This is a genomic window from Herbaspirillum lusitanum P6-12, from assembly GCF_000256565.1.
Lineage (GTDB): Bacteria > Pseudomonadota > Gammaproteobacteria > Burkholderiales > Burkholderiaceae_D > Herbaspirillum > Herbaspirillum lusitanum.
Genome location: NZ_AJHH01000027.1, coordinates 1 through 5,325 on the forward strand (window position 1 = coordinate 1; position 5,325 = coordinate 5,325).

At 60.3% G+C, this 5,325-nt stretch carries 7 protein-coding genes; 3 read left to right on the forward strand and 4 right to left on the reverse strand.

Going from position 1 to position 5,325, the window contains the following annotated elements; genetic code table 11:
- Positions 1 to 23: 23 nt before the first annotated feature.
- The gene (locus tag HLUSI_RS0101140) at positions 24 to 1,112 is read right to left on the reverse strand and encodes an MBL fold metallo-hydrolase (RefSeq protein WP_040503010.1); all 1,089 of its coding nucleotides are present in this window, start codon (positions 1,110 to 1,112) and stop codon (positions 24 to 26) included.
- A gap of 86 nt (positions 1,113 to 1,198) precedes the next feature.
- A complete protein-coding gene (locus HLUSI_RS0101145; protein WP_016832210.1) occupies positions 1,199 to 1,582 on the reverse strand; it encodes a tautomerase family protein in 384 nt (127 codons plus the stop codon).
- Positions 1,583 to 1,721: 139 nt separating this feature from the next.
- Here HLUSI_RS0101145 and HLUSI_RS0101150 point away from each other — a divergent pair, with 139 nt between their 5' ends.
- Entirely contained in the window at positions 1,722 to 2,594 is an 873-nt protein-coding gene (locus HLUSI_RS0101150; protein WP_238533888.1) for a LysR family transcriptional regulator, read from the forward strand.
- A gap of 214 nt (positions 2,595 to 2,808) precedes the next feature.
- Positions 2,809 to 3,261, forward strand: coding sequence for an Hsp20 family protein (locus HLUSI_RS0101155; RefSeq protein ID WP_016832212.1), 453 nt, complete (start codon positions 2,809 to 2,811; stop codon positions 3,259 to 3,261).
- Between the two features lie 212 nt (positions 3,262 to 3,473).
- On the opposite strand, the gene HLUSI_RS32265 is transcribed toward HLUSI_RS0101155, so the two are convergent.
- Positions 3,474 to 3,686 (reverse strand): hypothetical protein, encoded by a 213-nt coding sequence (locus tag HLUSI_RS32265; RefSeq protein ID WP_157137714.1) that lies wholly within the window; start codon positions 3,684 to 3,686, stop codon positions 3,474 to 3,476.
- 204 nt (positions 3,687 to 3,890) lie between these two features.
- Between HLUSI_RS32265 and HLUSI_RS26415 the strand changes: the two genes are divergently transcribed.
- Positions 3,891 to 5,090 carry an MFS transporter gene (locus HLUSI_RS26415; protein ID WP_040503011.1) on the forward strand — a complete coding sequence of 400 codons (1,200 nt, stop codon included), beginning with the start codon at positions 3,891 to 3,893 and terminating at the stop codon, positions 5,088 to 5,090.
- Here HLUSI_RS26415 and HLUSI_RS32270 read toward each other — a convergent pair.
- The coding region (locus HLUSI_RS32270) for a hypothetical protein (RefSeq protein WP_029362978.1) at positions 5,081 to 5,325 on the reverse strand (245 nt) is incomplete at its 5' end. The genes HLUSI_RS26415 and HLUSI_RS32270 overlap by 10 nt on opposite strands.

The following is a 5,325-nucleotide window of genomic DNA, read 5'->3' on the forward strand; positions in this document are numbered from 1 at the left end:
CCTGCGATTTTTTTATGCCCGGATCAATCCAGCTTCACCGTCTCGCCATGTTTGAGCACGGTAAATTCCTGCGCCGGCAAGCCGGCTTTCTTCACCGCCTCGGCGAGCAACTGAGGCGGTTCGTCGAGCGGCTCGTCGGCCAGTTCGAAGGTCCCCCAATGAATCCCGATCGAGCGCTTCGCATGCACGTCCTTGTGGATCTGCACGGCCTGTTCCGGATCGACGTGCTGGCCCTGCATGAACCAGCGCGGCGCGTAGGCGCCGATGGGAATCAGCGCGAAGTCGAAGCTGCCGAACTTGCGGCCGATGTCCTGGAAGTCTTTTGAATAGCCGGTGTCGCCCGCGAAGAACACCGAGAACGGATGCGGCGCGCCGTCGGCAGTCTTGATCACCCAGCCGCCCCACAGCGTCTCGGAGCGGTCGGTCAGGCTGCGCGCAGACCAGTGCTGCGCCGGCACGAAGCTAATGTCGAGCTTGCCGGCGCTGGTCTTGTCCCACCAGTCCATTTCGCGCACGTTGGTGATGCCGACGCCGGCCATCCATTCCTTCACGCCCAGCGGCACCAGGAACAGCGGCGGTCCGCCAGGCTGACGGTTGAGCTGCTCGACGCTGGCCTGGTCGAGGTGATCGTAATGATTATGCGAAATCACGACCACGTCGATATGCGGCAATTGTTCCGGCGTGATGTTGAGCGGCACCTTGCGCAAGGGACCGACGAAGCTGAACGGCGAGGCGCGCCCGGAGAAGATCGGATCCGTGATCACGTTCATGCCGCTGATTTGCAACAGCGCCGTCGCATGGCTGATCCAGGTTACGCTGGCGACGCTCTGGTTGGCTTGCAGCCAGGCGATCTCGGGCGTGGCCATCGGAAACTTGTAGTTGTTGGCCGGCGCTTTCGGCAAACCTTGCGTGAGGCGTTCCCACTGCCATTTCAGCAGCGATGCGCGCGGTTCCTGCGGAGCGGTATTGCGGAAGCCGGATGGCGTCCGATTGGGTTTTTCGGGATCGTAATACTTGCTCGCCGCGGCACAACCGGCGCTGACCAGCGCCACAACCAGGGCGATGCGACGCAGGTAACTGCGCGTGGCGGGCTTTGTTCTTGTTATCGGCATGGGACGAGGATGGCAGGCAAGTTGATCAGGCTTGCCATGCTATCAGCTATCCCGCGCCGGGGTGGCGCATGGATTGCCGCACAAGCCTACAACGCGTATTGCGCAAGCCCGTGGCCGAACGACCAGTTCTCCTTGTTCACTTCGACCAGGTTGATGAAGATATCTTCCGGACGGATGCCGGGTTGTTGGTTCAGGCGCTCGACGATGCGTACGTACAGCGCTTTTTTCTGCTCAATGGTGCGCGTGTTGCTGACGGTCAGCTGGATTATCACGAACTTGTCGCTGCGCGCGATGTTCATGTAGGTCTTGCTGAAGACGAAGTTCTCCGGATCATATTCATCGATCACCATGAACTTGTCGTCTTCGGGCACGTTGAAGGTTTCGACCATGGCCTCATAAAGATTGTCGAGGATGGCCTGGCGATATTCGCGGGTCTCGCCGCGGCGGATGACGACTCGGGCAAAAGGCATGATGTTCTCCTTGGAAAGTGATGAATCGCGAGTGGGTATGCAAGCATCTTAGATCGGGTGTATCATTTTGAAAATATATCCATGTATATTTCAATGATATTCATTTGAAATGACTAACGTCCATCCATAAGCAATCTCAATGAGTCAGAAAATGGAACCGACCCAACGCCCGCTTGACCTCGACGCCGTCCAGGCTTTTGTTTTGGTTGCCGATATGCAAAGTTTTACGCGTGCGGCCGAGGCGCTCTACACCACGCAGTCCGCCATCAGCCTCAAGCTCAAGAAGCTGGAGCAGCGCCTGGGCCGCCGCCTGCTGGAGCGCACGCCACGCCAGGTGCGGCTGTCGGCCGAGGGCCAGCAGTTCCTGCCGGCGGCGCGGGAATTGCTGGCCGCGCATGAGCGCGCGCTCGAGCAACTCGATCAGGGACCGGTCCGATTTTCGGTGGGCATCAGCGATCACGTCGCCGGCGCCAGCCTGCCGCGTGCACTGGCGCAGGTGCATGCGCTTGATCCCGGTGTGGTGGTGGAAGTGCGGGTCGCTTCCTCGCATGACCTCATGCCACTCTACGAGCGCGGTGAGCTCGATGCCGTGATCGTGCGCCGCGACGGTGAGCGCAGCGATGGTGAACTGATTCAGGAAGAACGCATGGGCTGGTTCGCCGCGCCGCAGTGGCAACCGCGCGCGGGGGAGCCACTCCGGCTGGCGACGTTTTCGCCCAGTTGCGGCATTCGCGAACTGGCCGTGCGCCGTCTGGAAGACGCCGGCATACCGTGGATCGAGGTCTTTGTCGGCGGCGGAGTGCATGCCGTCGCGGCGGCGGTCACGGCAGGGCTGGCGGTGACCGCATTGTTGTATCGCGTCAAGCCGGCCGGGGCGATCGACGTCGGCAAGAGCATGAAGTTGCCGTCGTTGCCGCTGGCGCAGGTGATGCTGCATACCAGCGTGCGCGATACGCGTGCGCAAGGGGTGTTGCGCACGGTTGTTGCCGCGATGAAAAACGACGGCCGTTAACCGGCCACTTTAAAACTGGGGCCTGAAAATCAAGGGTAAAAATCGACGTCAAAAAAAATAATCAACGCCATGAAAAAAATCTCTTGAAAAGAAAAAGTCCGAACGTATATCGGTAACAAGGCAGTGGGAGTCAGTAGCAGACCACCCGCCGGCCCAGCGAATGCTCAATGGAGGTTCGCGTTCATTTATCGCTTTTTCTTACAAGGATACTATTATGCGTACTCATGATTTCTCCCCACTCTACCGTTCCGCAATCGGCTTCGATCGCCTGGCTCAACTGTTCGACAACGCGCAGCGCGCGGATTCGCAACCGAGCTATCCGCCTTACAACATCGAGCTGGTTGCCGAAGACAAATACCGGATCACCATGGCCGTGGCTGGTTTCAGCAATGCTGAAATCGACATCGAAGCCGAAAACGACACGCTGAAAATTGTCGGTCGCAAACAGAAGGAAGACCAGTCCGTCAACTTCCTGCATCGCGGCATCGCGGCGCGTGATTTTGAACAGCGCTTCCAGCTTGCCAACCATATCAAAGTGGTCGGCGCCCAGATGGAAAACGGTCTGCTGAGCATCGAACTGGTGCGTGAAGTGCCTGAAGCGCTGAAGCCGCGCAAGATCGAAATCAACAGCGACAACGTGCATCGCCTGGAACGCAACGCCGCTTGATCTCTGAGTAGTAGCTGTTGTTGTAGATGTACCCGTAGTAGAAGTTGCAGTTGAAACTGATGTTGAAGACGGTTGTAGCTGTAGAAAACCTGTCGCTGTAGAAGCACCGCCGGCGGCAACATTGCCGGCGTCCGACAAAGCCCGCTCCGTGCGGGCTTTGTCGCGTCAGTGCGCCGCAGTGGCAAGTTGACGCGGCTCGACAAGAATAAAAACTATTCTGTATAATCGGCCGCAAATAACGAAACAGGACGCCCCGGGTTAAGCTGAAGCTGTTTTTTCTTTGCTTCTTTCTTCGCTTCTTTCTTCGCTTCTTTCTTCGCTTCCTCCTTGCCGGCCTCTTGCTTCGTTACGTAAGCGTTCACGTCAACCAACGCGTCATTCACGTGCATGCCTGAAGGTTCAGGCAGCGATTCCGTCGCACGCATGTGTATAACGCCAAGGTGAAAAATTGACGATACGCTTACTTCTCCAGGACGAGCTTGCCTTGTCCGCAGTGACATCCACTTTGCACTTCCCCGCAGCCAAGGCTGCGATGCATTTCCTCGCTGACATACCGACCGTTGCAGTGATCGCCCTGCCGATCGACGACTGCGCACGTCCGCTCATTTCCATTCGGGACCGATAACCTCATGACTACGACAACACAACAATCCAATGACAGCGTGGCGAGCGGTTTGCTGCCGCTGGTCGCCATCGTCTTCACCAGTTTCCTGTGCATCGGCATTCCGCTGCCGGCCTTGCCGTTGCACGTCAACGGCGTGCTCGGTTTCAGCGCATTGACGGTCGGCTGGGTGGTGGGGATCCAGTCGTTCTCGACCATCCTGTCGCGCAAATTCTCCGGCTCGTATTGCGACCGCCACGGTCCCAAGCGCGCGGTCGCAGTCGGCTTGCCGATGGCGGCGGCGGCCGGCTTGCTTTACCTCGCATCGACGCTGATCGCCGATGCCGGCGCCAGCCTGGAGGTGCTCTTCATCGGCCGCCTGCTGATGGGGCCGGCGGAAAGCCTGTTCCTTACCGGCACCATGACCTGGGGCATCGGCCGCGTCGGCATGCAGCGTACCGGCAAGGTGATGGCGTGGCAGGGTATCGCCATGTTCGCCGCACTGGGACTCGGTGCGCCGATCGGCATCGCGATCCAGCAACGCTTCGGTTTTGCCGGCGTGGCGCTGACCACCATGGTGTTGCCGCTGGTCGGCCTGGCGATTGCGACGACACTGCGCGGTCTGCCTGCATTGGGCAACAAGGGCGGCGGCGTGGCCATGTCGGAAGTGCTGCGCCTGATCTGGCGCTTCGGCATGGCGCTGGCGCTGAGCGCCATGCCGTTCGCCATCATCACCAGCTTCCTGGTGCTGCTCTACGCCAGCAACAACTGGTCGGGCGCGGGCATCGCGATCCTCGGTTTCTCGGTCGGCTACGTCGGCGTGCGCCTGTTCTTCGCGCATCTGCCGGACCGCATCGGCGGCGCCAAAGTGGGTGCGGTGTCGGTGGCAATCGAGCTGGTCGGACAATTGCTGCTGTGGCAGTCGCACGATCCGCTGATGGCGGGCCTGGGTACGTTGCTGACCGGCATCGGCTTCTCGCTGGTGTTCCCGTCCATGGGCGTGCAGGCGATGGCGCGTGTGCCCGCGCATTCGCGCGGGCTGGCGGTGGCGACCTTCATGGCCTTCATCGACCTCGCGGCAGGATTGACTGGTCCGGTGGTGGGCGTGCTGATCGGCTACTTCGGTTACGGTTCGGCGTTCCTGGCGGGCGCGGCGGCGTGCGTGCTGGCGTTGTTGCTGATGGTGGCGGGGATGTCGCGGCAGCACCATGAGCGGCATCAGCGATGAATCGAAGGCATCGTCTTCCAGGCCAACATCCCGGCCTTGAGCGCCGCCGCCGAAGCGCAGAACAGCGGCATCGGCGAAAGCAACGATGCGGTTTCCCGGAGCTGATCGCTTTTCAGGCGTCCAGCGTTGGTTTGGACGCGCGTGCCAACGGCAACCAGAGCGTGAATCGCGTACCGCTCGCTGCGGATAGCCACGTCACCGCGCCGTCCAGCGCCTGCGCGCGGCGCCGTTGATT